This window comes from Rhodoligotrophos defluvii (assembly GCF_005281615.1).
In the GTDB taxonomy this organism is placed as follows: Bacteria; Pseudomonadota; Alphaproteobacteria; order Rhizobiales; family Im1; genus Rhodoligotrophos; species Rhodoligotrophos defluvii.
The window spans coordinates 849,403-873,925 of the sequence record NZ_SZZM01000001.1; the positions used below are offsets into that span (position 1 = coordinate 849,403).

Annotated in this window: 24 protein-coding genes; 11 read left to right on the plus strand and 13 right to left on the minus strand. The window is 64.9% G+C overall.

All coding sequences use genetic code 11. The annotated features are described in order from the left end of the window. Positions 1-10: 10 nt before the first annotated feature. Genes E4P09_RS04085 through ftsE form a run of 5 tightly spaced genes read right to left on the minus strand, consistent with a single transcriptional unit; the run spans position 11 to position 5,512 of the window. Positions 11-2,320 carry an adenosylcobalamin-dependent ribonucleoside-diphosphate reductase gene (locus E4P09_RS04085; protein WP_205042005.1) on the minus strand — a complete coding sequence of 770 codons (2,310 nt, stop codon included), beginning with the start codon at positions 2,318-2,320 and terminating at the stop codon, positions 11-13. A 40-nt stretch (positions 2,321-2,360) separates the two neighbouring features. Continuing rightward, positions 2,361-3,131 (minus strand): lysophospholipid acyltransferase family protein, encoded by a 771-nt coding sequence (locus tag E4P09_RS04090; RefSeq protein WP_137388276.1) that lies wholly within the window; start codon positions 3,129-3,131, stop codon positions 2,361-2,363. 12 nt (positions 3,132-3,143) lie between these two features. Next, the gene (locus E4P09_RS04095) at positions 3,144-3,827 is read right to left on the minus strand and encodes a YdcF family protein (RefSeq protein ID WP_170984222.1); all 684 of its coding nucleotides are present in this window, start codon (positions 3,825-3,827) and stop codon (positions 3,144-3,146) included. Between the two features lie 51 nt (positions 3,828-3,878). Beyond that, positions 3,879-4,856: a cell division protein FtsX gene (locus E4P09_RS04100; protein WP_137388278.1), complete on the minus strand. Its 978-nt coding sequence runs from the start codon at positions 4,854-4,856 to the stop codon at positions 3,879-3,881. Next, positions 4,853-5,512, minus strand: a complete 660-nt coding sequence (gene ftsE, locus E4P09_RS04105) for a cell division ATP-binding protein FtsE (RefSeq protein ID WP_137388279.1) — start codon at positions 5,510-5,512, stop codon at positions 4,853-4,855. The genes E4P09_RS04100 and ftsE overlap by 4 nt, the downstream gene beginning before the upstream one ends. Positions 5,513-5,715: 203 nt before the next feature. On the opposite strand from ftsE, the gene E4P09_RS04110 reads away from it, so the two are divergent. Further along, positions 5,716-6,348: a hypothetical protein gene (locus E4P09_RS04110; RefSeq protein WP_137388280.1), complete on the plus strand. Its 633-nt coding sequence runs from the start codon at positions 5,716-5,718 to the stop codon at positions 6,346-6,348. Continuing rightward, positions 6,345-6,896 (plus strand): hypoxanthine phosphoribosyltransferase, encoded by a 552-nt coding sequence (gene hpt / locus E4P09_RS04115; protein WP_137388281.1) that lies wholly within the window; start codon positions 6,345-6,347, stop codon positions 6,894-6,896. Before E4P09_RS04110 ends, hpt begins: the two co-directional genes overlap by 4 nt. A gap of 21 nt (positions 6,897-6,917) precedes the next feature. Here hpt and E4P09_RS04120 read toward each other — a convergent pair whose 3' ends face one another. The 4 genes from E4P09_RS04120 to argH all read right to left on the minus strand — a co-directional run bounded on the left by E4P09_RS04120 (position 6,918) and on the right by argH (position 12,450). Continuing rightward, positions 6,918-9,434, minus strand: a complete 2,517-nt coding sequence (locus E4P09_RS04120; RefSeq protein WP_137388282.1) for a TIGR02302 family protein — start codon at positions 9,432-9,434, stop codon at positions 6,918-6,920. Between the two features lie 61 nt (positions 9,435-9,495). After that, positions 9,496-10,791 carry a diaminopimelate decarboxylase gene (gene lysA / locus E4P09_RS04125; RefSeq protein WP_137388283.1) on the minus strand — a complete coding sequence of 432 codons (1,296 nt, stop codon included), beginning with the start codon at positions 10,789-10,791 and terminating at the stop codon, positions 9,496-9,498. Positions 10,792-10,803: 12 nt separating this feature from the next. Further along, positions 10,804-10,971: an LPS translocon maturation chaperone LptM gene (gene lptM / locus E4P09_RS04130; RefSeq protein ID WP_170984223.1), complete on the minus strand. Its 168-nt coding sequence runs from the start codon at positions 10,969-10,971 to the stop codon at positions 10,804-10,806. A 99-nt stretch (positions 10,972-11,070) separates the two neighbouring features. Further along, the gene (gene argH, locus E4P09_RS04135; RefSeq protein ID WP_137388285.1) at positions 11,071-12,450 is read right to left on the minus strand and encodes an argininosuccinate lyase; all 1,380 of its coding nucleotides are present in this window, start codon (positions 12,448-12,450) and stop codon (positions 11,071-11,073) included. Between the two features lie 47 nt (positions 12,451-12,497). Between argH and E4P09_RS04140 the strand changes: the two genes are divergently transcribed. Together E4P09_RS04140 and E4P09_RS04145 are read left to right on the plus strand one after the other, a co-directional pair. Next, the gene (locus E4P09_RS04140) at positions 12,498-13,163 is read left to right on the plus strand and encodes a TlpA family protein disulfide reductase (protein WP_137388286.1); all 666 of its coding nucleotides are present in this window, start codon (positions 12,498-12,500) and stop codon (positions 13,161-13,163) included. 92 nt (positions 13,164-13,255) lie between these two features. After that, complete coding sequence (locus tag E4P09_RS04145) at positions 13,256-13,648, plus strand: DUF2794 domain-containing protein (RefSeq protein WP_137388287.1); 393 nt, start codon at positions 13,256-13,258, stop codon at positions 13,646-13,648. Positions 13,649-13,885: 237 nt separating this feature from the next. Here the strand turns inward: E4P09_RS04145 and E4P09_RS04150 are convergent, their stop codons facing one another. The 3 genes from E4P09_RS04150 to E4P09_RS04160 all read right to left on the minus strand — a co-directional run bounded on the left by E4P09_RS04150 (position 13,886) and on the right by E4P09_RS04160 (position 18,126). Further along, entirely contained in the window at positions 13,886-14,659 is a 774-nt protein-coding gene (locus E4P09_RS04150; protein ID WP_137388288.1) for a Bax inhibitor-1/YccA family protein, read from the minus strand. Positions 14,660-14,824: 165 nt separating this feature from the next. Next, on the minus strand, positions 14,825-17,416 hold the full coding sequence (locus E4P09_RS04155; protein ID WP_137388289.1) for an ABC transporter permease: 2,592 nt from the start codon (positions 17,414-17,416) through the stop codon (positions 14,825-14,827). Continuing rightward, positions 17,413-18,126, minus strand: a complete 714-nt coding sequence (locus tag E4P09_RS04160; RefSeq protein ID WP_137388290.1) for an ABC transporter ATP-binding protein — start codon at positions 18,124-18,126, stop codon at positions 17,413-17,415. The genes E4P09_RS04155 and E4P09_RS04160 overlap by 4 nt, the downstream gene beginning before the upstream one ends. A gap of 55 nt (positions 18,127-18,181) precedes the next feature. On the opposite strand from E4P09_RS04160, the gene E4P09_RS04165 reads away from it, so the two are divergent. From E4P09_RS04165 to thpR, 3 genes are all read left to right on the plus strand, one after another. Continuing rightward, positions 18,182-18,847 (plus strand): arylesterase, encoded by a 666-nt coding sequence (locus tag E4P09_RS04165; RefSeq protein WP_239025017.1) that lies wholly within the window; start codon positions 18,182-18,184, stop codon positions 18,845-18,847. A gap of 81 nt (positions 18,848-18,928) precedes the next feature. Continuing rightward, complete coding sequence (locus E4P09_RS04170) at positions 18,929-19,969, plus strand: aldo/keto reductase (protein WP_137388291.1); 1,041 nt, start codon at positions 18,929-18,931, stop codon at positions 19,967-19,969. Between the two features lie 128 nt (positions 19,970-20,097). Further along, positions 20,098-20,673, plus strand: coding sequence for an RNA 2',3'-cyclic phosphodiesterase (gene thpR / locus E4P09_RS04175; RefSeq protein ID WP_137388292.1), 576 nt, complete (start codon positions 20,098-20,100; stop codon positions 20,671-20,673). On the opposite strand, the gene E4P09_RS04180 is transcribed toward thpR, so the two are convergent. Further along, the gene (locus E4P09_RS04180) at positions 20,649-21,119 is read right to left on the minus strand and encodes a low molecular weight protein-tyrosine-phosphatase (protein ID WP_137388293.1); all 471 of its coding nucleotides are present in this window, start codon (positions 21,117-21,119) and stop codon (positions 20,649-20,651) included. The two genes, thpR and E4P09_RS04180, sit on opposite strands and share 25 nt — an antisense overlap. A gap of 97 nt (positions 21,120-21,216) precedes the next feature. On the opposite strand from E4P09_RS04180, the gene E4P09_RS04185 reads away from it, so the two are divergent. The 4 genes from E4P09_RS04185 to E4P09_RS04200 all read left to right on the plus strand — a co-directional run bounded on the left by E4P09_RS04185 (position 21,217) and on the right by E4P09_RS04200 (position 24,443). Next, complete coding sequence (locus tag E4P09_RS04185) at positions 21,217-21,801, plus strand: cob(I)yrinic acid a,c-diamide adenosyltransferase (protein WP_137388294.1); 585 nt, start codon at positions 21,217-21,219, stop codon at positions 21,799-21,801. A gap of 17 nt (positions 21,802-21,818) precedes the next feature. Then, on the plus strand, positions 21,819-22,508 hold the full coding sequence (locus tag E4P09_RS04190) for a rhomboid family intramembrane serine protease (RefSeq protein ID WP_137388295.1): 690 nt from the start codon (positions 21,819-21,821) through the stop codon (positions 22,506-22,508). A gap of 238 nt (positions 22,509-22,746) precedes the next feature. Then, positions 22,747-23,496 (plus strand): electron transfer flavoprotein subunit beta/FixA family protein, encoded by a 750-nt coding sequence (locus E4P09_RS04195; RefSeq protein WP_137388296.1) that lies wholly within the window; start codon positions 22,747-22,749, stop codon positions 23,494-23,496. A 2-nt stretch (positions 23,497-23,498) separates the two neighbouring features. Further along, complete coding sequence (locus E4P09_RS04200; protein ID WP_137388297.1) at positions 23,499-24,443, plus strand: electron transfer flavoprotein subunit alpha/FixB family protein; 945 nt, start codon at positions 23,499-23,501, stop codon at positions 24,441-24,443. Positions 24,444-24,523 lie beyond the last annotated feature (80 nt).

A 24,523-nucleotide genomic window follows, 5' to 3' on the forward strand; every position in this document is an offset into this window, starting at 1 on the left:
GTTGTCAGCCTCAGCTGCAGCGGGAATAGCCGCAGGACATGCAGGTGGCGCAGCCTTCCTGAAAAACCAGCGCCGCCGACCCGCAGCGTGGGCATTGCGCCGGTGCGCGCGCAGCCGAAGCCCCTTCCGCAGCCGCGGCATTCTCGCGAACAGCGGCAGCAGGATCACGGTCGAGAAACCGGCCGTCGGGCGCGAGAAAGCCGATATCCACCATGTGCTCCTCGATCACGCCGCCAATGGCCGCAAGCAGGCTTGGCACGTAGCGCCCCTTCATCCATTGTCCGCCGCGCGGGTCGAACACCGCCTTCAGCTCCTCCACCACGAAGGAGACGTCGCCGCCCCGCCGGAACACCGCCGAGATCATCCGGGTCAGCGCCACGGTCCAGGCGTAGTGCTCCATGTTCTTGGAATTGATGAAGATCTCGAACGGCAGCCGCCGGCCATCACGGATGATGTCGTTCATGGTGATATAGATGGCGTGGTCGGAGTCCGGCCATTTCAGCTTGTAGGTGAAGCCCGGCAGCACCGCGTCTCGCTCCATGGGCGTATAATCGCCTGCCGGTCCGGTCGCGGCGGGCGCGGCACCGGGCGAAGACGAGGCAGAAACCTGATCCACGCTCAAGACCGAGCCGGTGATCTCGTTCGGCCGATAAGTGGTGCAGCCTTTCAGCCCCATGTCATAGGCCAGCTGATAGACATCACGGAATGCCTCGAAGGAAATGTCCTGCGGCACGTTCACGGTCTTGGAGATGGAGCTGTCCACATGGGCCTGCAGCGCCGCCTCCATCACGAGGTGATCGCGCGGGCTGAGCTCCTGGGTGGTCACGAAATGGTCCGGCAGTTCGGCGTCCTCGCCGAACAGACGGCGGAACATGCGATAGGCATGGTCGGACACCTGCTCCATGCGAAAGCTGCCGTCCGGCAGCAGCACCCGCCGCTGGTAGCTGTAGCTGAATACCGGCTCGACACCGCTCGACACATTGTCCGCAAACAGGGATATGGTGCCGGTTGGCGCGATTGACGTGAGCAGCGCGTTGCGGATGCCATGCTCGGCAACGCGGGCGCGCAGCTCCTCAGGCAATTGGGCTGCATGGCCGCTGGCCAGGTAGCCTGCCGCGTCGAACAGGGGGAACGGTCCTTTTTCCACAGCAAGATCGATGCTGGCGGAATAAGCAGCACGCTCGATGGCGGCCATCCACGCCTTGGCACGGGCCGCCGCGGCATCGCTGCCATAGCGCAGCCCGCACATGATCAGCGCATCCGCCAGGCCTGTCACGCCCAGGCCAATGCGGCGCTTGGCCTGGGCCTCCTGCCTCTGGGCATCAAGCGGGTAGTTGGACACGTCGATGACGTTGTCCATCATGCGCACGGCGGTCGCCACAAGCCGGCCCAGCTCCTCCTCATCGATTCGCGCTTGCCCCGAGAATGGATCATGCACCAGCCGTGCAAGATTGATGGAACCGAGCAGGCAGGCGCCATAGGGCGGCAATGGCTGCTCGCCGCATGGATTGGTGGCGGTGATTCGCTCGCAATAGTGCAGATTGTTGAGCGCATTCACCCGGTCGATGAAGATCACGCCCGGCTCGGCATAATCGTAGGTGGCGCGCATGATCTTGTCCCACAGCGCGCGCGCCTCCACCGTCTTGAAGACCCGCCCGCCGAACACCAGCGGCCAGTCCTTGTCATCGCGCACCGCCGCCATGAACGCGTCGGTCACCAGCACCGAGAGATTGAACATGCGCAGCCGGCCTGGGTCGCGCTTCGCCTCGATGAACGCCTCGATATCGGGGTGGTCGCAGCGCATCGTCGCCATCATCGCGCCGCGACGCGAGCCCGCCGACATGATCGTCCGGCACATGGCGTCCCACACATCCATGAAGCTGAGCGGCCCGGAGGCATCCGCGCCCACCCCCTTTACCGGCGCACCACGCGGCCTGAGGGTCGAGAAGTCATGGCCGATTCCGCCGCCTTGCTGCATGGTCAGCGCGGCTTCGCGCAGGCCCTCGAAGATCGCCGACATATCATCGGCGATGGTTCCCATGACGAAGCAGTTGAACAGCGTCACCTGGCGCCCGGTGCCGGCACCGGCCAGAATGCGGCCGGCCGGCAGGAAGCGATAACCAGCCATGGCCTCGTAGAACTGGGCCGCGAACGCCTCCCGCCGTGCTGGCGGCTCGGGCTGCGCGAGCGCGCGTGCCACCCGCCACCAGGTATCGTCCACGGTCTGGTCGATCGGCGTGCCGTCCGGCTGTTTGAGACGATACTTCATGTCCCAGATCTCGCGGGCGATCGGGGACAGCTCTCGTGCCATTTCGGTCATGGATTTCGGCCGCCAGGTTTCTGGGGAGCTAAATATAGTATCAGGCCGGCGCAGAGTCGAGTTGGCGTTCTCTTTTTGTGCCATTCGTATCGCGAGGTCCGCCCGCTTCGGCGACCAGCCGGTCCGTGGCGGTTTCGATGCGCTCCTGCAGAACGAGATCGAACTGTCGGCGGTCTAGTCCGGGTGGGATCTGTGGCAGGATCTCCACAATGACCGTGCCGGGATAGCGCAGGAACTTGCGCCGCGGCCAGAACAGGCCGGAATTGAGGGCGATCGGCACGCAGGGCAAGTCCAGCTTGCGATAGAGCGCGGCCGTGCCGGGGCGATAGGCCGGCGGTGCGCCCGGCGCCCGCCGTGTGCCTTCGGGGAACACGATGATCTGCCGCCCGGCCGCCTTTTCCCGTTCGGCCGTCTCGAGCATGCGCCGCAGCGCGGGGGCCCCCGCGCTGCGATCCACCGGAATCATGCGGAATTTCAGCGCAAACCAGCCGAATAACGGAATGTAGGTCAGCTCGCGCTTGAGCACCACAGCTGGATCCTTGAACAGCGGCAGCAGCGCAAATGTTTCCCACAGCGACTGGTGTTTGGAGGCGACCAGCAGCGGTCCCTCCGTGAGGTTTTCCCTCCCGCGCACCTCCACATCGAGGCCGACGATCCAGCGCAGCAGCAGAAGGGATGAACGGGCCCAAACCTTCAGCGCAGCGATCGACCACGCGCGCGGCGTCACGTAGAACACCGCTCCCAGCACCATGAAGGCGATTAGGTTCAGGTAAAAGGCCAGGTTGAACAGCAGGGATCGGAGCGCCAGCATCTCGGCCTGCCGTCAGGACCGGGCCGGCGCCGCGCTGCTGCGCCAGCTGTCCCAAGCGATCATCCGCGCAAGCGCGATCAGATATTTCGCATATTCGATGGCGACGAGCCGCAGGGCCGTATGGTCGGTCAGCATGTCCCGCGCGGAGCCGGTGGCCGGTGAGCCCGTAGTGACGGGATAGGGGATCACCGTAACGTCGGGCAGATAGCGGCGGAATTCGATGAGGCTGCGCGGCATGTGATAGTTGCTGGTCACCAGAATGACGCTGGCGAAGTTCTGCTCGCGCACCCACTCCGCCGCCTCGGCCGCATTGCCTTCGGTATTCACGGCCTCACGGCCCAGGTCGACGCAGCAGCTGAACAGCGCCTTGTCCGCATCGAGCTGCGACCGCAGTGCCTCGCGGCTGGTCGCGACGTTCACCCCGGTGATCAGAAGGCGCTTGGCGCGGCCATTGTGGAGAAGCTTCAGCGCCTCGGAAATGCGTGCCGCTCCGCCAGTGAGCACCACGATCCCGTCGGCGCGCGGATCGGTCTGCGGCCGACCTTGTGCGACCTTTGCCACGAAAACCCCCAAGCCCGACACCAGCGCGGCCGCGACGAGCAAAGCCAGGCTGATCAGGGCAAACGTCCAGCGCTTCCCGCCGGACGAACGGGCGGGCATCGGGTGGTGCGCCTCGCTGCGGGAGCTGCCCTCCATCTTCTGCTCGTGAGAACCTCTGCCATCATGCATGAGCGAAGCCCTATCCGACTAAAGAACCTCGCTCAAGATGCGCATGACCGTCACCCGCGACGTTACCAGGCTGACCACGACCGCAACAATTGGGATGAGAAGAAACAGTGCATAGTTCTGCAGAGCAAAAGTGGTGGGCGCGAAGATCAGCGCGCGGCTGGCAGCCGTAAGCCCGCCGGGAACATTGCCGGGCCCGACAAGCGCCAGCAAAGCCACGCTGATCGCCCCGGCCACCGTGCCGATGATGCCGGCGCGAAAGGCCAGTTTGACGAAGTGCCATTGCACCTGCCCGGCGATGAACCGGTCGCGCGCGCCCACCAGGTGCAGCACCTCCACGATGTTGCGATTCGCGGCGATGGCCGCCCGGGTGGCGAACACCGTGACCGCGGCCGTCGCGACGGTGATGATCGCCAGCACCCCGTAGCCGATCCACCGCAGGGTGTCGGCCGTCCGGCTGAGCTGCGCCTGCCATTGCTGGTGCGTATCGAGCTCCGCACCCGGAATTTCCGCGGCAAGGGCCGACCGTAGCGCGGCCAGGTCGGGCGGATTGTTGGGGTCCGTCTGGATGGCGATCATGCGGGGGATCGGCAGGTCCTCGATCACCGGCATCGAACCGAGCCACGGCTCGAGCAGCTCGGCGGCCTTGGCCTTGTCGATGATCCGCAAGGACGTGACGCCTCGCGTCGATTGCAGGATGACATAGGCCTTTTCCACCTCGGTATCCACATTTGAGCCCTCCACCGGCCTGATCTGCAGGGTCAGCTCCCTGGCGATGTCGGCGCTCCAGGTGGACACTGCCTGGCTGATGATCAGAACGCCGGCCAAAGCAAGGCAGGCCAGATAGGACATGAGGACGACCACCAGCAGCAAGGATCTCCCGGCCACCGTGCCCTCGGGCATGATCGGTGCCGCATAGCGCGGCTGACTCTCGCTGCGTGGCGCGACGGCAGCCTTCGGCGGAGCTGCGAGCGTGGGCTCTTTGCGGATCGCCGTCATGGCATCACTTCGAGATAGCCGTCATCGAGCACGAGCTTGGGCGCTCTCAGTTCATCCATGAGCGCGACATCGTGGGTCGCGATCAGCACCGTGGATCCGAAGCGGTTCAATTCGACGAACAGCCGCAAAAGGCGCCGAGCGAGATCGGGGTCCACGTTGCCCGTGGGCTCGTCCGCCAGAATGAGCTCGGGCCGGCCGACCACCGCCCGGGCTATGGCGGCCCGCTGCTGCTCTCCGCCCGAGAGCACCGGTGGAAACGCGTCCGCCCGGTCGCCCAGCCCAACCCAATCGAGCAATTCGAGCACATTCTCCCGGTAATGCTCCACCCGCTCGCCACGCACGCGGAGTGGTAGAGCCACGTTGTCGAACGTGCTGAGGTGATTGAGCAGCCGGAAATCCTGAAAAACCACCCCGATGCGGCGGCGCAGATCCGGCAGCTGTCGCCGGCTCAGAGCCGAGATGTCCCGGTTGAAAAGGGTGATGGCGCCACGGGTAGGCTTCAGCGACAGGAACAGCAGCCGTAGCAGCGAGGTCTTGCCGGCACCTGACGGGCCGGTGAGGAAATGAAACGAGCCGCCCGCGAGCTGGAAACTCACATCCCTCAGCACCTCCCGGCCCTTGCCGTAGCGCAATCCGACATTCTCGAGACGGATCACCGAACATCCTCCGCAAATCACCAAGTCAGGGCACCGTATCAGATCTGCACGCTAGTGCTTAACCTCGCCTTAACCCTAGTATTGCTTCACTGAATTGCATGGGTTCGAGCACAGGTTGCGAGCCTGCGGTGAATGCGATCAGCCGTCGAGTGCCGATGACAGTATCCTGCCCCGCCTGCGCAAAGCGTACGGAGAGAGCGGAGATGATCCTGGTTGGGCAGCGGCGTGGGTTCTGCTGCAGGCGATGCAACCATGTATGGCTCGATCGCCAGGCGCAGCAGCCAAGGCACTCTGCCTTGCCCCGCACGGGGCTGATCGGGCAAGCCGCGGGCCGGGCCCGGCAGCGGCAGCCATCGCTGTCGAGACAGAAGCCGCGGGTCCGTCGGCGCGAACTGGCCAGCTGGCTCGCGCTCTTGGGCGCGACGGCCATGCTCGCCGCCGCCCTCCTGATCTGGCCGCGGCAAATTGTCAGCGCTTTTCCGGCCGCCGCGCGACTCTACCAGAAAATCGGTATCGAGGTGAACGTGGTCGGCCTCGCCTTCGCGCAGGTGAAGACGCGGGTGATCTATGCGGATGGCGTGCCGAACCTGAGGGTTGAGGGCCTGATCATCAACACCTCGGGTGTCCAGCGCAAGGTGCCTGAGCTGCGGTTCACCCTGCGCGACGAGCAAGGCCAGGACATTTACGCCTGGACGGAGCGCGTCCTGGACGAGCCCCTGCCGGCGGATGGGCGGATTGGCTTCTTGACTGAGATAGCTGCGCCGCCCGAGGCTGCGCATCGTATAGAGGTGCGGTTCAACCGGATCGATGACGCAGCTGTGGCCGCCACTCAATGAGCAACATCAACACCGCCGAGATCGAGATCCTGTTCAGCGAAAGCACCATCGCCGAACGGATCGAGGAGCTGGCCAGGGAAATCGCAGCGCTCGCCCTGCCAAGGCTCTTGGTCGTGCCGATCCTCAAGGGTAGCTTCATTTTCGCGGCGGACTTGATCCGGGCGATGCACCGCGCAGGGTTGCAACCGGAAATCGATTTCCTGATGCTCGCCAGCTATCATGCAGGTACGGAATCTTCCGGGCGCATAGACGTTCTGCGCGATATCGCAACCGACGTGCGGGGCAGAGGCGTCCTGCTCATCGACGATATTCTGGAATCAGGCCGGACGCTTGCCTATGCCAAAGGCTTGATGATCGAGCGCGGCGCCGTCGACGTCAGAACGGCGGTTCTCCTGGAGAAGCCGAACCGTCGTGCCGTGGCCATGGATGCGGACCTGGTCGGCTTCTCCTGTCCGGACCTGTTCGTGGTGGGCTACGGCATGGACATGGCCCACAGTTACCGGGAGTTGCCGTTCATCGGGGTGATTCGCCAGCATGCTCGGCCTTGAACCGAGCGCCAGCGCCTCAGCCTAATAGATGCCCCGCAGCAGCCGTTCGAGATAATCGAGCTCCAGCTGCGGTCGTGCCGGTTCGTTCATCCGCTGCCGCAGGATGCGCAGGACTTCCTGGGCGCGCATCACCGACATTTCATCGGGCACGATATTGCGGCGCTCGCCGAATTGCTCGCCTTCCGTTGGTCCCGGCCTCCCCAGCGGGTCGATTTCTTCGCCCGGGCGCCCTCGGCCATACGGGCCCTGCTGATTGCCCGCCTGCGCCGGCCCTTGCTGCATCTGCTGCGCCAGTGATTCGGCCCCTTGCCGCATCTGGTCGAGCGCCTCGCCCTGCTGGGCGAGCGCCTCGCCGCGCTGGCTGTTGCGTAAGGCTTCGGCCGCACGTCGCATCGCCTCCTGCGCCTTGCCGAGCGCACCGGGCGATTGCATGCCCATCTGCCCCATTTGATCGAGCAGCTGCTGAAGCGTCTGGCCAAGTGCGCCCTGCTGCTGGCTGAGCTCGCCGCCTTGGCCCGGCTGCCCTTGTTGCCCCTGCTGCCCTTGCTGACCCTGCTCGCCCGGCTGGCCGTCGCCCGGCATGCGATGGGTCTGGTCCATCAGGCGCTGCTGGCGGCCCATGATCTCGCCCAGTTGGTTCAGCGCCTGCCCCATGGGTGAATTGCCCGGCGGCTGCGCGAAGTTGGGCCGCAAGCCCTGCAGAATGGAATTGAGCTCTGCCAGAAGCTGCTGGGCGGCATCCCGTGCCCCCGACCGGGCCAGTTTCTCGATCATGTCCATCATGCGCGAGAGATCCTGCGGCTGGATCATCCGCATGTTGGGGTCGACCGGCTGCACCTGGCCGTTGGCCATGTTCCGCTGCGCCTGCTCGATCAGCGCCTGCATGTAGCGGTTCAGCGCCTCACGCAGCTGGCGCATCAGCTCTTCGATCCGCTCCTGTGGCGCGTTCTCGGCCAGAGCCTTCTGCAGCTCCCGTTGCAAGGCCTGCAGCTCGCGCTCTGCGAAGGAGAGGTCGCCGTCCTCAACCGAAAGGGCGATCTCCCACAGGAGGTCGGTTACCTCCTTCATCTGCTCGCGGTCTTGCGCGTGCAGCAGCCTGCGAAAGGCGGTACGGATGCCGAGATAGACACCGCTGCGGTCGATCAGGCCTTCCGGATAGATCGTGAGCGCGTCCAGGGTACGCGCAACGAGTGGCTGGCGATTGGGATCGTGCAGCAGGTTGCGCCGCTGCTCGGCCAGCGCCTGCGCGAGCGGATGGCGGAACGGCCGCTCCGGCAGGGTGAAGCTCACCTGTCGGCTACGGGCAATCTGCCCGGCCTCGTCCTTGGCCTCGAGCCACATCTCGACTGTGGCGCCCGCCCAGGGATGCGCGGTCAGGTCGCGCTGCTCGCGCCCTTTTACCCGGCGCGGCCTGGAGCCCTGAAGGACAACGTCGAAATCCGGCTGATCGAACAGGAACAGGCCCGGCGTGGCAAGGCCTTCCTCCCCGTTCTGGTTGTCCGACAGTTGGAAGCGGACCTTGAGCGAGGTCAGGCCGTAGTCATCCGAAGCCGTATAGTCGAAGGCCAAGGCGCCGGACGGCATGGCGCCGGGCTCGCCCACGAGTTCCACCTGCGGCGCGGCATCGACAATGATCCTGATGGGCCAGCGCCCACGTACGCCATCCGCATCCTCGACGACAACCGTTGCGCTCTCGGCGAGCTTGGTCCGCAGTTCGTTCACATTGGGCGCGACGGCCGGCATGGCGAGCCGCTGCGGGGCTGCCTGTTGTTGGCCGGCCGGCGTCGTGTGCGCTGCCGGCTCGATCCTCACCAGCGGCTGCTCCGCGTTGTTGAAGCGCACCACCAGCTCGCTGTTCGCCGGCACGGTAATTTCCGACGGCCCGTCGGCTTTCCCCGCTGTTCCGCCGCCGGCCAGAAACACCGGTGGCCGGCCGGTATAGCGCGGCGGCGTGATCCAGGCATCGAGCCCCACCACCGCCTCGGGCGCGGCCGCGCCGATATTGGCCGCCTGACGCAATTGTCCCCGCCAGTTTTCGCCGGTGAGAATCACCGCCGCGATCAGCGCGAGCGCGAGCGCGCTGCGCAGAGCCAGCGGATCCTGCTGATAGAGGTGCGAGCGAGGCCAGCCCGCCCGCAGCGCCTGAATACGCTCGACCAGCCTGCGTTTGTGGGCGTGCCAGAGCGCTTCCTGCTCCGGGCTGCTGATGGGTGCCGAAAGGCTGTCGCTATACGAGGTCGCCGGGCGGTGCGGCAGGCCGGCACGCCGCTCCAGATGCCGCAAGGCGCTCTCGTCGTCCGGCCAGCGTAGGCCCAAGAGCGGACGCAGCGCCCACACGAAGGCGGCGGCAAATACGATCAGCGCGGCAATATGAAGCAGGCGGGGAAGGAAGCCGAACAGCCCGACGAGGCTTGCCAGAACGAACAGGCCGGCCACGACCAGCGCGGGAAAAGCCGCGCTCCATGCCGCTTCGAGGAACAGCACCACTTTGGCCTGTGCTGTCTTGCCGGCCAGATATCTATCCGGGCGATCGCTCATCACCCAACTATAACACAGCGGAGCTTAAGGTGTTGCTTCGGTATGCAGGCCGGCATTCACGTCATTGCGATGAGGCGGTCGTGTGGCAAGTATCCTGCTGCCATGGCGCGAAGGCATCAAGGCCGATGATCTCGTCATAGCTCGGCCGCCGACGCACGACGGCGAACTCGCCGCCGCTGACCAGCACCTCCGGAATCAACCTGCGCGTATTATAGGTGCCCGCCTGCACGGCCCCATAGGCGCCGGTTGTCATCAGCACCAGCAGGTCGCCGCGCTCCACCTCGGGTAAGCGCCGGTTCTGCGCGAGGAAATCGCCGCTCTCGCAAACCGGCCCCACCACATCCACCATGCGTTCCTCGGCGCTCCGGCGCGCGTCGACCCGCCGGATCTCATGATAGGCGTCGTACAAGGTTGGCCGAATGAGATCATTCATCGCCGCGTCCACAATGACGAACGATTTGGCGTCTCCGTGCTTCACGAACAGCACGGAGGTGGCGAGGATGCCCGCATTACCCGCAATCAGCCGGCCAGGCTCGAGAATCAGCTTGCAGTCGAGATGGGCGAGCAGGCGCTTGGCCATGGCCGCATATTCTGCTGGCGAGGGCGGCGCAGGCTCGTTGTCCTTGTAGGGAATGCCAAGCCCGCCGCCGAGATCGACATGCTGGATACGATGGCCTGCAGCGCGCAGCCGCTGCACCAGCTGGCCGATGAGGATGGTCGCCTTTTCGAAAGGCTCGAGCGAGGTGATCTGGCTGCCGATATGCATGTCGACGCCGATCACCTCCAGCGCCGGCAACTGCCGCGCCCGGTCGTACACTGCTTCGGCGCCGCTCCAGGAAATCCCGAACTTGTTCTCCGCCTTGCCGGTGGAGATCTTGGCATGGGTCCTGGCGTCCACGTCCGGGTTGATGCGCAACGATATCGGCGCGCGCTTGCCCTTCTGCGACGCGACCTGGCTCAAGAGCTCCAGCTCGGGCTCGGATTCCACATTGAAGCAATGAATGTTTTCGTCCAGCGCGTAGGCCATTTCGCCGGCCGTCTTGCCCACGCCCGAGAACACGATGCGGCTGCCCGGCACGCCCGCGCGCCGGGCACGGCGCAACTCGCCCTCGGAAACCACGTCCATGCCGGCGCCCAGATCGGCCAGGGTCTTGATCACCGCCTGGTTGGAATTCGCCTTGGGCGAATAGCAGATCATATGCTCGATGCCGGCGAAGGCCTCGTCGAACACCCGATAGTGCCGTTCGAGTGTGGCGCGAGAATAGCAGTAGAACGGCGTGCCCACCGCAGCAGCGATCCTGCGCAGGTCGACATCTTCGGCATGGAGGATGCCGTCACGATACTCGAAGAAATGCATGGGTGCCGGCCGTCAGGAGTAGGGTTTGGGAGCAGGCGTGATCAAAGGGTCGAGCAGCACCGGCTCTTCTGGGTCGGGCTCGCGCCCGCCCGGCGGCGGGTCGAGAGGCCCACGCACGCCGCAGCCGGCAAGGGAGAGGGCCGTCAGCACCAAGGCTGCGATCGCTGTTGTCCGCCGCACCGGGATACCTCTCCGCAATTTGCGCTCGCCCACAAGGAGCGCCGTTCCGCGCTGTTGTACTCCAAGCGGCCGCATCCGCCAAGCCGCGGCGAAGCCGCCTCACCCGAGCTTGGCCAGCCAACGCTCGGCTTCGGCGAGTACATTTTCAGGCGCCGTGCCGCCCAGGCTCTTGCGCGAGCGCACCGAGGCCTCGACGGTGAGCACCGAGAACACGTCTTCCGTCATGCGCGGCTCCACCTCCTGCATCTCCGCCAGTGACAGATCGGCGAGATCGACCCCCCGTCCCTCCGCTTTCGCCACCAGGCCACCCGTCACATGGTGCGCCTGCCGGAAGGGCAGCCCCAGCACCCGCACCAGCCAGTCAGCGAGGTCCGTTGCCGTCGAAAAGCCTGAATCCGCTGCCGCGCGCAGTTCAGGAAGGTTCGGCTCGAGGTCATCAATCATGCCCGTCATGGCCGCTATGGAGAGGGACAGGGTGTCGAGCGCGTCGAACAGCGGCTCCTTATCCTCCTGCATGTCCTTGCCGTAAGCGAGCGGCAAGCCCTTCATCATCACCAGCAACGAGACCAGCGCGCCGATCACGCGGCCGGCCTTGCCGCGCACCAGCTCGGCCGCGTCCGGGTTGCGCTTCTGTGGCATGATGGACGAGCCGGTGGTGAAGCGGTCGGAAAGGCTGACGAAGCGGAACTGCGCCGAGGTCCATAAGACCAGCTCCTCCGCCAGGCGCGACAGGTGCATGGCGGCTATGGACGCGGCGCTCAACGTCTCGATGACGAAATCCCGCGCCGAAACCGCGTCCAGCGAGTTGTGCATGGGGCCCTCGAAGCCCAGCATCCTCGAGGTCATCTCGCGATCGATGGGGAAAGAGGTTCCGGCAAGCGCCGCGGCCCCCAGCGGGTTCTGGTTCACACGCTTGCGTGCATCCACGAAGCGCTCACGATCACGCCCAAACATCTCCACATAGGCCAGGCAATGGTGCCCGAACGTGACCGGCTGGGCCGTCTGCAGATGGGTGAAGCCTGGCATGATGGCCTCCGCATAGGCCTTCGCCTTGGCGGCGAGCGCCTTTTGCAGGGCGGCAAGCTGCACGTCCAGGTGATCGATTATGTCGCGCACATACAATCTGAGATCGGTCGCCACCTGGTCGTTGCGGGAGCGTGCGGTGTGCAGCCGCCCGGCCGCCGGCCCGATGATCTCCGCAAGCCTTGCCTCCACATTCATGTGGATGTCCTCCAGGCTGCGCGAGAATGTGAAGGTTCCGCTTTCGATCTCCGATTGCACCTGATCGAGGCCGCGCATAATCTCCGCCGCGTCGCCGGGGCTGATGATCCCGGTTGCGGCGAGCATTTGGCAATGGGCCTTCGAGCCTGCGATATCCTGGGCGAAGAGCCGCTTGTCGAAGTCGATGGAGCTGTTGACCTCCTGCATGATTTCGCTTGGCGTCTCGGCGAAGCGACCGCCCCACATCCGGTTCGTCACGTCAGGCCTCTTGGTTAGCCGTTTCGAATTTCAGCGAGATAGAGATCATGAACGACAGTGCACCTCGCCCAAAGCGCCGCTGGTTGACGGTGGTCGCTTGCCTGGCTCTGCTCGCAGCCGTTGGTGCAGCCCTTTACTTCATCCCAGGCGCGTTGCGCAACGCGCCAGATGGCGACGGCACCGCCGCCGGGAACGCGATCTCACTTCCCTCGGCGGCGGCCACGGGACAAATGGCCGCCTTCGTTCTGCACAAGAAGCCGCAGGACGTGCCGGCATTCGCCTTCCAGGATGGCGAGGGACGCGAATACACCCTGGCGGACTGGCGGGGAAAGACGGTTCTCGTAAATCTTTGGGCCACCTGGTGCGCTCCTTGCCGCGAGGAGATGCCGGCGCTTGCCAATCTGCGCAAGACCTTCGCCGGCCGCGACTTCGATGTGGTGGCGATCAGCCTGGATCAGAAGGGCGTGCCGGCGGCCAAGGCATTTCTCGATGAAATCAAGGTCAGCGACCTCGTGCCCTATGCGGACCCCACCACCGAGGCCCTGCGGTCGCTCAACAGCGCTGGCTTGCCGACCACCGTGCTCATCGATGCCCAGGGCAAGGAAATTGGGCGTCTGCTCGGGTCAGCCGTGTGGGATTCGCCCGAGGCGGTCCGCCTGATCGAGGCAACCCTGGCGCAAGGGGCTCCGCCCGGCGGCAAGCCGCAGTCCTGATCAGCCATATTGTTGCCATCTTGCCAAGCCCGCGGGCCTGGGCCATCATGACAGAAAGATGAAGCCCGAAGGCCCAAGTTTCTGGAGAGGCGATGAGCGATACTGAACCCATAGTTCAGTTCGGAGCGCGGGCCAGTGCGACCGCGCTCCAGGCGGCAGGAGGCAAGGCCTCCGTCAGCGGCATTGGCACAACAGCATTCGATCGGCAGGAGCTGGCGGCGATTCTTTCGCTTTATGGGCGCAGGGTTGCCGAGGGGGCGTGGCGGGACTACGCCATCGACCACGGCGGCGACAAGGCGGTGTTCTCGATCTTCCGGCGCACGAGCGAGGTGCCGCTCTATCGGATCGAGAAGCAGCCGAAGCTGCGCCATAAGCAGGGTCTCTATGCGATCGTCGCGCAGACCGGCGCCATCCTCAGGCGCGGGCATGACATCAAACAGGTCCTGAAGGCGATAGACCGGCAGCCGAAGTTGGTGTCTGCCTGAACGCGTGGATCCCGAGAAGCGGTCACCGCTTTTCGAAAAGGCCATGCTCAAACAATGGACTGGAGTGGCCCACCCAAAGCGGTTACCGATTTTGGGCTCTTATGCACAGCGAGTTTTGGAGCGGAGAAGGCGGAGGGAGCTCCACTGACAGCCTGAAGGAAACAAGGGGAGGCGTCAGCGAAAACCCCCGGGAGCAATCCCGGGGGTTTTTGATTTTGTGGATCTGCTTTTGGAGGCTTACTGCCGGTTGCCGAACAGACGCAGCAACATCAGGAACAGGTTAATGAAGTCGAGATACAGCCGCAGCGCGCCCAGAATGGCCTTGCGGCCGGCCACCTCGGCGCCGTCGCCCTCGAAATACATCTCCTTGATCGACTGCGTGTCATAGGCGGTGAGGCCTGCAAAAATCAGCACGCCCAGCACCGACACGACGAACTCGAGCCCGGGGCTGGCAAGGAACAGGTTCACCACCGAGGCGATGATGATGCCGATGAGGCCCATGATCAGGAACGACCCCCACGGCGAAAGATCCCGCTTGGTCGTGTAGCCCCACAGGCTCAAGGCACCGAACGCAGCGGCGGTGATGAAGAAGACCCGCGCGATCGAACCATGGGTATAGACCAGGAAGATCGACGACAGCGAGATGCCCATCAGCAGGGCAAAGGCCCAGAAGGCCAGCTGGGCGCCCCCGACGCTCATGGCGTTTAGCCGGAAGCTCAGGAAGAACACCATCGCCAGCGGCGCGAAGATCACCACCCATTTGAGCGGGCTGACGAACAGCGTATAGCCCACCTGCGTCAACAGGACGTCGCCGGCGCGGGCAACCGCTTCGCTTTCGACGCTGGTGACGGATAGCGCGTAGACCGCTAGGGCTGCGAACCCCGTGATCAGGAGTCCGATGGTCATATAGTTGTAGACGCGCAGCATATAGGACCGGAGGCCTTCGTCGATCGCGAAGGTTGTTCCGGCTACGCCTGGCCGCGCGTATCCGCGATTGTTGAGATCTGCCATGATCGCTGCCTCCTCAAGCTCGGGCTTGCGCTTAGATATGGGCTGATTTCCGGTTGTTGACAAGCGCGTCTGCCGCCGCTGGTTATCGGGCGCTGATCAGCGGGCGCCCGCGCCTTGCACCGTCGTGCAGAATGCGCGATTCCCTCCGGAGATTCATCGCACGCCTCACTCGTTCCGCAAGATCGGCGTCGGCTTGGCGCGCAACGCCGCCCAGGTGGTCACGAGGCCGGCCGCGATGGTCACCGCTGTCGCCAGCACCGCAGTGCTTAGCGCAACAGCCGGTGAAAAGATCCAGTCGCTCTGCATGGCGAAGGTGAGGATCGCATAGCTTGCCGCCGCCCCAGCGATGATGGCGAACAGGGCCGTGGTAAGCCCCAGCAGCCCATACTCGAGAGCATAGGCTGACAGGAGCTGTTGCCGCCTGGCGCCGAAGGTCTTGAGCACGACCGCGTCATAGATGCGCGTGCGCAATCCCGTCGCCAGCGCGCCGGCCAGCACCAGCACCCCGACCAGCAGGGTGACCGCATTGGCCCCGCGCACGGCTGTGAGCAGCTGCTCCATAAGCTCGTTCACCGTGTCCAGCGCCTCCTTCACGCGCACCGCAGTGCTGTTGGGGAAAGCATCCGACATGGTCTTCAAAATGGCCGGCTCGTTCTCGGGCGGCGCCTTGACGGTGATTAGGAACGTATGCGGCGCACCGCGCAGAGCGTTGGGCGAGAACACCAGCACGAAGTTCATGGCCAGCGAGCGCCATTCCACCTGGCGCAGGCTGGCTATGCGGGCCGTGATCTCTCGGCCCAGCACGTTCACCGTGAGCGCGTCCCCGACCGACAGTCCGAGGCCGCGGGCGGCGTCCTCCGCCATCGACACCAGCGGCTCCCCGGAATAGTCCGCCGGCCACCACTCGCCCGCGGTCACCACGGAGTTGGCGGGCGGCGTTTCGGAATAGGTGAGCCCCCGGTCGCCGCGCAGCACCCACGCCACTTCAGGGTCGGCCCGCACCTGGCGGGAGGGCACGCCGTTCACCTGCACGATCGTGCCCCTCAGCATGGGCACGCTCTGGATGTCATGCGTGCCGGGCTGCGCCGCCAGCATCTGCTCGAACGGCTCGTGCTGGTCCGGTTGGATGTCCAGGAAGAAGAACGAAGGAGCCTGCCCGGGAAGGTTGCGCTTGAGCTCGCGCGTGAGGTTGCTGTCCACCAGCGCCAAGGTCACGAACAGCGCGAGGCCGAGGCCCAATGACAGCACGACCGATACCGTCGGCGCTGCAGGACGGTGCAGATTGCCGATCGCTAGGCGCGCGATGGGACCGTTGCGCAGCGGCACGCGGGCGGCGGCCCAAGTGAGGCCTTTTCCCAGGCCGATCAGGATGACGAACCCGGCCGCCAGCCCGAAAATATACCACAAGGTCAGCTGCCGATCCTCGAAGGCCCACAGCGCCACCGCGGCAAGCAAGCCCAGAACCACGGCGATGGAAACCATATAGCCCTGGCGCGGGAGGGCGCGGGCCGGGGTGATGGCATCGCGGAACAGGGATTGGGCGGGCAGGTCGCGGGCGCGCCCCAGCGGCCAAATGGCGAAGGCAAGCGTAACCAGCAGGCCGAACGCAGCGGCAGTCAGCAAGGCAACAGGGTGGAGCCCCGGCTCCAGCGGCAGGGGCAACAGCTCGGCCAGGGTGTAGGCCAGAACGATTGGGATGGCTGCGCCGATGGTGAGGCCGATGGCGATCGCCAATGCTGCCAGGGCAAGCACCTGGATCAGGTAGATCTGGAAGATCGACTGGCCCGGCGCGCCGACGCATTTGAGAATGGCGATGTTGCGTCGGCGGGCATCCAGAAAGTTGGTGACGGCGTTGGCAATGCCCACGCCACCAACGAAAAGGGCGGTGAGACCCACCAATGAGAGAAACAGCGTCAGCCGGCTGACGAAGCGCTGCACTCCCGGCGCCGCGTTCTCGCGCGACTTTATCCGCCAGCCCGCATCGGGAAAGCCGCTGCGCGCCTCGGCCAGCAGGCTGCGCAGCGCCCCATCGCCATCGTTTCCGGCAAGCTTCAGGCGATAGGCATAGGTCACCAGGCTGCCGGGCTGAACGAGCCCGCTCGCGGCCAGGGCCTCGCGCGACAGGAACAGCCGCGGTCCGAACATCAGCCCCTCCGACAGCCGGTCCGGTTCATGGGCGAGGGGCTGGCGTACCTCCACCTGGAGCTCGCCGACTTGGAGCAGGTCGCCGGGCGCGACCCCGAGCCGCGTGAGCAGCACGGGATCCACGACCACGCCCCACCGGCCGTTCCGCTGGGCCAGAGCGTCATGCAGCGGCTCTCCACCCTCGAGTGTCACCTCGCCGAACAGAGGATAGGTCCGGTCCACCGCCTTCAGCTCCACCAGGGCGCGGCCATCACCGGCAACCGAACGGGCCATCGCCCGCATGGTGGCGATCTCACTCAAGCTTCCATGCGCCTGCAGGAAGGCCAGCTCCTGGGGATTTGCCTGGCGGTGAACCAGCGAGAACTCGGCATCGCCGCCGAGGATCACCTGACCTCGATTTGCCAGCCCCTCGTCCAGGGCGGCAGAGAGCGAGCGCACGCCCGCGAGCGAGGCAACGCCGAGGATCAGGCACAGGAGGAAGATCCCGAAGCCCTGTAGACCCGAACGCAGCTCCCGCATGGCGATTCGGAAGCTGGTCGGCAGCGCCGCGGCTGCGGGCCGCCTTCCCGCCCCTTCCGCTAATGCTTGCCCGGTGGCTTGGGCATCGCTCATGCCGGCACTTCCGCCGGCGCCTTGGCGACGACCGCCCTGTCCCGGACGATGCGGCCGTCCGCCATGTGGACAACGCGCGAGCAGCGCTCGGCCAGCACCGGGTCATGCGTCACCAGCACCAGGGTGGCATTCTCTTCCCGCTGCACGCCGAACAGCAAATCCACGATTTGGGCGCCGGTTTCGAGATCGAGATTGCCGGTGGGCTCGTCTGCCAGCAGCAGGCGCGCGCCGGTGGCCAAGGCCCGGGCGATCGCCACCCGCTGCTGTTCGCCGCCCGACAACTGACCCGGATAATGATCGAGCCGGTGCCCCAGCCGCACCCGCTTGAGCTGCGCCGCGGCAATCTCGAACGCATTCCGCTCGCCTTTGAACTCAAGCGGCACTGCCACGTTTTCGAGCGCGGTCATGGTCGGGATCAGGTGGAAGGCCTGGAACACGATTCCCACATTGTCGCGGCGGAACGTGGCCAGCGCATCTTCGCCGAGGCCGTCGAGACCCTGCCCCGCGACTGCGACCGTGCCGGAGGAAGGCGCCTCGAGCCCCGCCAGCACCATCAGCAACGTGGTCTTGCCCGAGCCGGAGGGACCGACCAGCCCGATCGCCTCGCCCGGGTCGATCACGAGATCGACACCGCGCAGGATCTCGACGGGACCGGCGCGGCTTGGCAAGGTCAGGCGGACATCCGCTAGCGCGACAATCGGTTGGGCCAAGGGAAATTGCTCGCGGTGTTATGGATATCAACAACTTGACGCATATGGATGGCTCATGCGGCAAATCAAGACGGTGTTACTCCTCATGCTCGCGCTGATGGTTTCGGCGGCATCGGTGGGCGTTCCCGGCCCGGCCCGGGCGCAGACAGCGCCGCTGAAGCTCGTGGTGCTCGGCGACAGCCTGTCCGCCGGCTATCGGCTGGGGGCGGGCGAGGACTTCCCCTCTCAGCTCGAAGCGGCCCTGAAGCAGCGCGGACACAACGTTACCGTGGTGAATGCCGGCGTGTCCGGCGATACGGCTTCGGGCGGATTGTCGCGCCTGGATTGGGCCGTGCCAGAGGATGCCGACGCCGTCATCGTCGAGCTGGGCGCGAATGACGCGCTACGGGGTGTCGACCCCGCGGTGACGGAGAAGGCGCTAAATGCCATTCTTCAGCGCCTGGGCGAGCGGGGCATTCCGGTGCTGCTCGCCGGAATGATCGCACCGCCCAACATGGGCAAGGACTATGGCGAGGCCTTCAACCCCATCTATTCCCGCCTGGCACAGCAGCACGATGCCCTGCTCTACCCCTTCTTCCTGGAGGGGGTCGCAACGGATGCGGCCCTGAACCTTGACGACGGCATGCACCCCAATGCCAAGGGCATAGCGGCCATTGTCGAGCGCATCACGCCTCTCGTCGAGCAGCTGCTGGAGCGGGCCGAGGCAGCTCGGGCCGGGTAAGCTTCCGTTCACCATCTGGACACGTCGGCCGGGCTGGGCTACCCCGCCCCCATCTGCAAGCAAATCAACCGGGAGAGACAGGTGGAATATCGCAGGCTGGGCCGCACCGGCCTCCAGGTCAGTCACGTATGTCTTGGCACCATGACGTGGGGGCAGCAGAACAGCGAGGCGGAAGGCCACGCGCAGCTCGATTACGCGCTGGACCGGGGTGTCAATTTCATCGATACGGCCGAGCTTTACGCCATTCCACCGAAGCCCGAAACCCAAGGCAGCACCGAGCGCATCATCGGCGCCTGGTTCAAGTCCCGCGGCCGGCGTGACCAAGTGGTCCTCGCCACCAAGATCGTGGGTCGCACCGACCGCACCTGGTTCCGCGACAATGCGGTTCCAGCGCGGCTCACCCCCGCCCAGATCTTCGAAGCCTGCGAGAAGAGCCTTAAGCGCCTGAATACGGATTACATCGACCTCTACCAGCTGCACTGGCCCGACCGTCGCGTTTCCACGTTCGGGGAGCGCCTGCCGTTGACGGTCGGCGACGACGAGGTGCCGATCGAGGATCAGCTGGGAGCGCTTGGCCGGCTGGTCGAGCAGGGCAAGGTGCGTCATGTCGGCCTGTCCAACGAGACGCCCTGGGGCACCATGCGGTTTCTGATGGCAGCCGAGACGAAGGGGCTACCCCGGGTCCAGTCGATTCAGAATGCCTATTCTCTGGTCAACCGCACCTTCGAGGAGGGCCTTGCCGAGATCGCCATTCGCGAGAATGTAGGCCTGCTCGCCTATTCGCCGCTGGCCCAGGGCTATCTCACCGGCAAATACCTGAACGGCGCGCTCCCGACCGGTTCACGCAAGCAGCTGTTCGACCGGCTGCAGCGTTACGAGGGCCCGGGCAGCCAGGTCGCCATCGAATCCTATGCCGCCTTGGCTCGCCGATACGGGCTCGATCCGGCGCGAATGGCCATCGCCTTCGTCGCCTCCCGCCCCTTCGTGACCTCCGTCATCATCGGCGCCACCACCATGGAGCAGCTCGCGACCGACATCGAGGCGGGCAGCGAAAAGCTCGACGAGGCGGTGCTTCGCGAGATCGAGGCCATCCACCTGGTCCACAAGAACCCCTGTCCATGAGCAGAGCCGACCCTATATTGGCTATGTGAGGGGCTCGTCCGGGCCTCTCTCATTGCATCGCCGGCGAATCCGTATAGCGTTGGTGCTCGTACGGACCATGTTCGGCAAGACGGCCAGGAGGTGCACTCATGCCTCGTCTCTTCACCGGCCTCGAAATCCCATCGGACATCGCAGACGAGCTTCAGCTTATGCGCGGTGGCGTTTGGGGCGCTCACTGGATCGAGCCCGATGCCTACCACATTACCTTGCGTTTCATCGGCGATATTTCCGAAGGCCTTGCCAGGGAGGTGGCGGAGGCGCTCGACGAGGTCGAGATGCCGAGCTTTGTGCTGCGCTTGAAGGGTGTCGGCAGCTTCGGCGGCGCCAAGCCGCGCGCCATCTGGGCCGGCGTCGACAATGAAGACGGCAACCTCCGGCGCCTGCAGGGCTGGCATGAGCGGCTGGTTCAGCTCGTGGGCCTCAGGCCGGAGAGCCGCAAGTTCACACCACACGTGACCCTCGCCAGGCTCCGTGATTCGGGGGTGGAGGGCGTGCAGAATTTCGTTTCCGCCCATAGCCTCTTCGAGAGCCGGCCGTTCGAGGTCCGCCAGTTCGTGCTCTATTCGTCACGCCCCTCGCGCGGCGGCGGCCCCTATGCGGTGGAGGAGGTCTACCCGCTGAAGGACTATGCCGAGGAATACTACGCTCTCAGCGAAATGAGATAGCCGGCCAGGCCGCGCACGCCGTCCTCGATGAGGTCGAGCACCAGCTCGAAATCGGCCTCGTCGCCGAAATAGGGCGTGGGCACTTCGCGCTCGGTCGTGCTCTCGGCAAAGTCCATGAGCAGACGGATTTTGTTCACGCATTGGTGGTCGGCCATGTTGACGAGCGAGCGATGGACCTCTTCGTCCAAAGCCAGGATCATGTCGGAGCGCTCGAAATCGCCCGGCCCGATCAGGCGGGAGCGGTGGTCCGAGATGTCCAGCCCGCGCGCAAGCCCCGCCGCGAGCGCCCGGCCATCCGGTTTTTCCCGGAGATGCCACGAGCTTACGGCTGCCGAGTCCACGTGCACCCCTTTCATGCCGCGGCGCGCCGCCTCGACGCGGAATGCCGCAGCTGCCAATGGGGATCGGCAAATATTTCCCAAGCAGACGAACAAGAGATGTTGCATGATCCTAATTGGCACCTCTTCCAATGGTGGCACTCGGACTCTGCACCAACAGACGGACTTCCGTGACGGCCTTCGCGACGGCCCAGAGGATTGAGATATGGTCGTTCTCAATAAGATCTACACCCGCACTGGCGACGACGGTACGACCGCCCTGTCAACCGGCGAACGGCTGCCCAAATCCCACATCCGCATCGAGAGCTACGGCACCGTGGATGAGACCAACGCCACCATCGGGGTCGCGCGTCAGTATCTGCAAGCGCCGCAATTTGCCGAGCTCGACCGCATGCTCGAGCAGATCCAGAACGATCTCTTCGATCTCGGCGCTGATTTGTGCACCCCCGACAAGGGTGAGCCTCTTCCCTATGAGCCGCTGCGCATCGTCTCTTCCCAGGTCGAGCGCCTGGAGAAGGAAATTGACCAGCTGAATGCCGAACTTCCGCCGCTGCGCTCCTTCGTGCTGCCTGGCGGTCACCCGGCCGCGGCGGCGCTGCATGTCAGCCGCACGGTTTGCCGCCGCGCCGAGCGGCTGATGGTTCATCTGGCCGCCCTTGATGGCGAAGCCGTCAGCGGACCGGCGCTTCGCTACATGAACCGGCTTTCGGACTTTCTGTTCGTCGCCAGCCGGTGGGTTAATGCCAGGGGCCCCGGCGACGTGCTGTGGACACCCGGCGCCAATCGCTAGCGACTGGCGCAAGTCCGATGTTCGTGCCTCTCTACGACGACAATCCACTGAGGGTGATCCGGTTCCAATACGTCACCGGAGCGCTCGTCGGACTTAACTTGTTGATTTTCCTGCTGACGGACTGGCGCCTGCCGGCCGAGCGCTATGATGCGATGGTCATGGGACTCGGCGTGATCCCCAGCGTGATCACCGACCAGGCCGTGCTGTCGCCCGATCTGGCGCTCATCCCGCCATCGCTCACCCTGCTCACCTACATGTTTATCCACGGCGGATGGATGCACCTGATCGGCAACATGCTGTTCCTGTGGGTTTTCGGCGACAATATCGAAGACATCATGGGCAGCTGGCGCTTCCTTCTGTTCTTCCTGTTCTGCGGAGTGGTGGCGGCACTAGCCCATGTGGCTCTGGTACCGGACTCGAACGCGCCGCTGATCGGCGCCAGCGGTGCGGTGGCCGGCGTCATGGCCGCCTATCTCGTGTTCTACCCGCGGCGACGGGTCTGGATCCTGCTCTTCCTCCGCATTCCCCTGCCGATGCCAGCGAGCTTCGTATTGATCGGCTGGCTGCTCTTCCAGGTCCTGAGCATATTCGTGACGGTGAATGACGAGGTGCAGATCGCCTGGATCGCCCATATCTCCGGATTTGCAGTCGGTGCGATCATCGCCTATGCAGTCCGTAGGCGCTGGCCCGTTCTTGCCAAGGGATGACATCCTGTCGCATAAGACGGGGGTCTTGTCGGCAAGCCGATTGACGAGCCTTGCATTGCCGCACTAGCGTGCTGCGCGTGCGAGATTGAGGTTCGCTTCGCGATCCCCCGAACGGTGATATGCAGTTCGAGCGGCGGGTCACGGGTTGTCGTCACCCCTCGCGGGGACGCGATTGCTTCAACCTACGTTCACGTCGGCAGGCGGCTTCAAAGACCGGCGGATGGGAGTTGGGAACACGATGAAGGTACTGGTAGCGGTCAAGAGGGTCGTTGACTACAACGTCAAGATCCGGGTCAAGGCGGACGGATCCGGCGTCGAGCTGGCCAACGTCAAGATGTCGATGAACCCCTTCGACGAAATCGCCGTGGAGGAGGCGGTTCGTCTGAAGGAAGCCGGTAAGGCCACCGAAATCGTGGCCGTGTCCATCGGCCCCCAGCAGGCGCAGGAGACCATCCGCACGGCTCTTGCCATGGGCGCCGACCGCGGCATTCTGGTCAAGCATGACGGCGTGGTCGAGCCGCTCGCGGTCGCCAAGATCCTGAAGGGCGTGGTCGAGCAGGAGCAGCCGGGCCTGGTGATCCTGGGCAAGCAGGCCATCGACGACGACGCCAACCAGACCGGCCAGATGCTGGCGGCGCTGCTCCGCTGGCCGCAGGCCACCTTCTGCTCGAAGATCGAGATCGCCGACGGCAGCGCCACCATCATGCGCGAAATCGACGGTGGCCTGCAGACGCTGAAGGTGAAGACCCCCTTCATCGCCACCACCGACTTGCGCCTCAACCAGCCGCGCTATGCGTCGTTGCCCAACATCATGAAAGCCAAGAAGAAGCCCATCGACGAGAAGACCCCTGCCGATTTCGGCGTCGACACGACGCCGCGGCTGAAGGTGCTCAGCACCAGCGAGCCGCCGAAGCGCCAAGGCGGTGTCAAGGTCGGCTCCATCGCCGAGCTCGTCGGCAAGCTGAAGAATGAAGCGGGAGTGATCTGATTATGACCACCCTTTTGGTTGCTGAGCACGACAATGCGGGCCTGAAGGATGCCACCCACAAGGCGCTGACGGCAGCACGCGAGATCGGCGATGACGTGCATGTGCTGGTGGCCGGCAACAACGCCGAGGCCGCGGCGAAGCAGGCTGCGGCTCTCCCGGGCGTAACCAAGGTGCTGCATGTCGACGATGCCGCCCTGGAGCGTCCGCTGGCGGAGACCATGGCCGATCTGATCGTTGGCCTCGCTCAGAACTACGACGTGCTGATGGCGCCGGCGACCTCCAACGGCAAGAACATCATGCCGCGCGTTGCGGCGCTGCTGGATGTCATGCAGGTGTCCGACATCACCGCCATCAAGGGCAAGGACACGTTCGAGCGTCCGATCTATGCGGGCAATGCCGTCGAGACGGTGCAATCCACGGACGGCAAGAAGGTGATCACCGTGCGCACCTCCGCCTTCCAGGCGGCGCCCGCCGAAGGCGGCTCAGCCGCTGTCGAGAAGGTGGCCGCACCGGCGCCGGCCGGGCTGTCCGAATATGTATCGGAGAACCTGTCCAAATCGGACCGGCCCGAGCTCACCTCGGCGCGCATCGTCATTTCCGGCGGCCGCGGCATGCAGTCCGGCGAGAACTTCCAGCTGCTGGAGAAGGTGGCCGACCGGCTGGGTGCGGCGGTTGGCGCCTCGCGCGCCGCGGTCGATGCGGGCTTCGTGCCCAACAACTACCAGGTGGGCCAGACCGGGAAAGTGGTCTCGCCCGAACTCTACATCGCTGTTGGTATTTCTGGCGCGATCCAGCATTTGGCTGGCATGAAGGATTCCAAGGTCATCGTCGCCATCAATAAGGACGAGGAGGCGCCTATTTTCCAGGTAGCCGACTACGGGTATGTGGGCGACCTGTTCACCGCCGTTCCGGAGCTTGACGCGGAGTTGGAAAAGGCCGGCTACTAAGCCTTTTACCCTCGTGCCGCCTTCGCCGTCCGGCTGACGGCGGCATGGCAAAGCGTTGAATGCGGTGCAATATCCGCCTT